This window comes from Prosthecobacter sp., from assembly GCF_044373815.1.
GTDB lineage: Bacteria > Verrucomicrobiota > Verrucomicrobiia > Verrucomicrobiales > Verrucomicrobiaceae > Prosthecobacter.
In genome coordinates this window covers 1-3,991 of the sequence record NZ_JBIPNG010000549.1, presented here as the reverse complement: position 1 = coordinate 3,991, position 3,991 = coordinate 1, and the positions used below count along the sequence as shown (strand labels likewise).

3 protein-coding genes are annotated in these 3,991 nt (G+C 59.5%); 1 reads left to right on the top strand and 2 read right to left on the bottom strand.

Annotated features, from left to right (window positions below; all coding sequences use genetic code 11):
- Positions 1-123 precede the first annotated feature (123 nt).
- Positions 124-2,706, bottom strand: a complete 2,583-nt coding sequence (locus tag ACIREA_RS27980) for a protein kinase (RefSeq protein WP_397385611.1) — start codon at positions 2,704-2,706, stop codon at positions 124-126.
- A 179-nt stretch (positions 2,707-2,885) separates the two neighbouring features.
- On the opposite strand from ACIREA_RS27980, the gene ACIREA_RS27975 reads away from it, so the two are divergent.
- The gene (locus ACIREA_RS27975; protein WP_397385610.1) at positions 2,886-3,317 is read left to right on the top strand and encodes a YkgJ family cysteine cluster protein; all 432 of its coding nucleotides are present in this window, start codon (positions 2,886-2,888) and stop codon (positions 3,315-3,317) included.
- A gap of 3 nt (positions 3,318-3,320) precedes the next feature.
- On the opposite strand, the gene ACIREA_RS27970 is transcribed toward ACIREA_RS27975, so the two are convergent.
- Positions 3,321-3,893: a c-type cytochrome domain-containing protein gene (locus ACIREA_RS27970; RefSeq protein WP_397385609.1), complete on the bottom strand. Its 573-nt coding sequence runs from the start codon at positions 3,891-3,893 to the stop codon at positions 3,321-3,323.
- Between the last annotated feature and the right edge of the window lie 98 nt (positions 3,894-3,991).

Here is a 3,991-nt window from a genome sequence, read left to right as displayed (position 1 = left end):
CAGTTTTTTGCGCCTCATCCAGTTTAAGCGCATGCCCACGCAAGACGACCGCGTTCAGACGTTCGTGCGGGTCGTGAATGATGTTCAGGTCGTCGATGAGCGACTGCTGTTTTTCATCAAGGCTCATTTCAGCTTCGCGAGACGGCCCCTGCTCCAGTTGAGACCCGTCTGGATGGCCTCGTCATTGGCGATGGCGGCGGCAAGTTTTTCCCAGATTGCCACGGCGTTGGCAAAGGCAGCCTTCGCTTCGGTTTTCTTGCCTGCGCTCTCGCTGGTGTGACCCAGCGAGCCATAGAGCTGAGCCAGCTGGCTGGCCCACATGCGCCGCTCCGGAGTGAGCTTGTCATTGGCAGGCTGCGCCTTGATGAGTGCTTCAAGCGATTCTACGGCCTGCTTCGCAATCGGCAAGGAGGCGGAAGTCTTGCCGGTGTCGGCGAGCAGTTCGGCGTATTCACCGCGCAGTTTGGCCAGCAGAAAGCCGTAACGTACATTCTCTTTGTCGTCCGCGAGGATCTCGTTCACCAACTCGATGGCGTCTTGCTTCTTCTTGCTTGCCTCAGCCGGGTTGCCAGCATCGCGTGCTAGTGAAGCAAGGGCACCGTAATTGCGGGCGAGCAGGTACTTCACCTCGCCCCACTCAGGCAGCAGGCGGTTGAGTTCCAGCAGGATCGGGACCGCCTGGTTGTGCGCCTCCTTGGCATCCGAACCGCTGAAATGACGCCCGATCAGTTCTGCCAGCTCGGTGTAAGCTTCGGCCAGCAGCAACGCCTGGTCCTGGTTGCGCGGACTGCTGCCGAGCACCAGCTCTCCCATGTCCTTCACGGAATCGATCAGCGTGTTGAGCGCCTCCTCGACCTTGCCCGCATCACGCTGGCTGATGCCTTTGGCAAACTTGGCCCGCGCGAGGATGAATTTTTCGTCGTTGATCAGGTCGTGTCCGATCATCTTGGCATCGAGAATCGTCGGCACGCGCGCCAGCGCCTGCTCGGAGTCGGCCACATCTCCATTGCGCAGCGTGCGCAGGCCATATTCGAGCCAAGCACGGGCGCATTCATTGCGCGCGAGGCGGTTTTTCGGATCAGCCGCCAGGCCCTTGTCGAGATTGACCGTGGCTTCTTTGAGAAGGGTGAGAGATTCCACATGGCGCCCCTCGCGTCCGCGGATGTCGGAGAGCAGCAGGCTGTAGCGGCCAAGCCATTGTTGGTAGAGCGCGGTCTGGGCTCCTTCTCCGTTTCCTTTGCCGATCAATTCAGCGGCCTGATCACGTGCCTTGGTGAGGTAAACCACCGCCTGCACGCTGTTGCGCAGCTTGAGGTGAAGCTGTCCGATGTTGCCATACGCACGCAGCCGTTCGACGCCGAGCGTGGGGGATTGTTCCAGGGCAGGCAGCCCGCGCATGCAGTAGGCCAGCGCGTCATGGAGCTGCTCTTTTTGAAAGCTGGCCTCCATCTCATTGCCCGTGGGGGTCTGCAGCAGTTGTGTCAAAAACTGGTCCACCGCGTTCTGTGAGTTCTGCAGATTTTGATCCGCCACGGCCTTGGCGCTGTGCTCGTTGTCGCGTTCGCTTGTCAGCTGGTCGATGCGGCTGAGGTGCGCATCATTCTCCATCTTGTGCACATCATTGATGTTGGAGATGGTGTTCTCTGCCTTGTTCAGATTTCGCTGAGTCCTGAATGCGTAAACAAAGCAGAGCACGAAAATGACCAGCAGAGAGATGGCGGTGGTCTGCCACGTCAGCACCTTTTTTGCCTGTTTCTGACGCTCGCGCACCGTTTGTTCACGTGATTCTTCGAGCAGGTAGTCGCTTTCCAGCACCTCAAACTCACGCACAATCTCGCGCATGTCAGCCCAGCGTGCTGCCGGGTTCAGATCCAAGGCTCGCTCAATGATGTTGCGGCGGCGCTCCTCCCACTTGGACTGCGCTTCCTGCGGCCAGTAGATTTTCGGCTGCGCTTTGACGGCGGCCAGCAGCGCATTGCTGTTCACTTGCACCGCCAGCCCCGATGCAGCCTGCTGCTGGGCACGTTCTACCTCGCTCGCCCACATGTCCGCACCGCGTGGCAGCACGCCGTTGAGCAGGCGATACGCCAGCACACCAAAGCTGTACACGTCCCACGACGGGCCATAGCCTGCAAACACGCCATCCGGGTTTTCAGCCTGCTCCGGGCAGAGATGCACAAAGTGGTCCGTCAGTTCGAGATGATGAATCCCCCCCACCCAGCCCTGGGCGATGTCGGTGAGACGGATCGAAGACTCCGCATCATCCTCCAGCAGGATGTTCGACGGGCGCAGGTTGCCATGCGGGATGCCGTGCTTGTGCAGCCAGGAGAGGGCATCAGCGACTTCATAAATATGGCGCCACGCCTGCTCCGGTGGCAGGCCGTTGCAGGCGGATTCCAGCGTCGGCGTCTGCCACTGACGGCGGCCATGGCTGTCCTTTGTCATCACGCCGACCAGCGGCATCACACAAAAGTAGGGCGTTCTGTCAAAACTGTAGCTTTCCACCGGCAGCACACCGCGATGGTGCGGCATCTGCTGCAGGGCGCGGAAGGCCGTCGCCAGCGCTTTGCGGTTGATCGCCATCGAACTAAACACCTTTACGGCACAGGCCTTGCCGTTGGTGGACACCGCCCGATACACGGCGCCACACCGTCCGCTGCCGACCAAGTCCTGCAATTCATGTCCGGCGATTTCAGGCAGACTCATGCGTGATTCAGGTGTCTCTAGTAGGTGGTTGTTGACCCCGGATGACGCGAAAACTGGACTGCGGAGGCATCACGGGCATGTACGATGGGGGCGGAATGGGAAATCTCAAATCTCAAAATGACGCTTTGCAAAAATCGCGTGCCACCCCTGCCAGCTCAGCCATGCTTGATCTCCCCTGAATGAAACCACCAAAACCAGACCATCGCCATGAAATCGAGGCGATTTATGCCGAGTTGGAGCGTCGGCCGCTGCCCCGCCAGTGTGAGATGCGTACTGGCTGCTGTCACTTCCGGCTGGCAGGTCACACCCCCATGCTCACCCGGGGGGAGGCTTTATATGCAGCCCAGGGAGTCCGTGCCAGCGGGCGCAAGGCGCTCAAACCTCATCCCGACGGGGCCTGCCCTCTGCTGGGTCGCGATGGCCGCTGCACCATTTATAAAAACCGCCCCTTTGGCTGCCGCACCCACTTTTGCGCCGAAGCCGGGGGCATCTATCCACGCAAGCACGTGGCAGATCTCATCCAGCGTCTTGAAGCTATGGACGAACGGCTTGGCGGCAGCGGTTCACGCCCCCTGGAAGCCGCCGTCAGTGATGCTCTGGCGGAAATGTGAGGTTTAAGGTGCCGCGCAATCACGCGCCAGTTTCTGGCTGGCCTCGGACAGCCTCGTCAGCGCCACGGATGCCTCCTGGCCGTTGGCAGGCATGCGCAGCACCACGTTCTCACCCTCCAGGCGCACAAAGCCCGCCTTGATCGTTTTACCTTCGGTGCTGGTCCAGCTCATGATCGGCGGCAGCGATTTTTTGACGGCTGTCGGGGCCAGTTTCGGAGCATCCTTGTCAAAACTCGCCCCTTCGCTGATCCATTCCGTGATCTTTTTGATCTCTGCGCCGGAGAGGTTCTCATTGGGCGGCATGTGGTTCTTGCCGTCATTGACGATGACTTCGAGGAAATGGCTTTCCGAAGGTTTTCCCGGACGGATCTGCGCTACATCGTTGTCCGCGATGTCCATTTTGAAGGTCTTCAGGTCGTCGAACACGAAGCCACCCTTCTTTTTCCCGGTTTTCTCACTGTGGCACTCGTAGCAGTTCCGCTCCAGAATGGGCTGGATGTCCTTTTGGAAATCCGCCGCAAAGACGGATGAGACAGCTAGGAATGGAACAATCAGGAAAGGGCGAAGCAGGGACATGGAAGGCGCGTTTTTGAGCTCAGCAGGAACGTGCCATCCCGCTTTTCCTTAGCCAGCATCTTTTTTCCGTGGCATGTGACCCCATGCCTGAGCAACGC

Coding starts and splice junctions, on each gene's coding strand:
- ACIREA_RS27980 (WP_397385611.1), bottom strand. CDS start 2,706: ATGAGTCTGCCTGAAATCGCCGGACATGAATTGCAGGACTTGGTCGGC.
- ACIREA_RS27975 (WP_397385610.1), top strand. CDS start 2,886: ATGAAACCACCAAAACCAGACCATCGCCATGAAATCGAGGCGATTTAT.
- ACIREA_RS27970 (WP_397385609.1), bottom strand. CDS start 3,893: ATGTCCCTGCTTCGCCCTTTCCTGATTGTTCCATTCCTAGCTGTCTCA.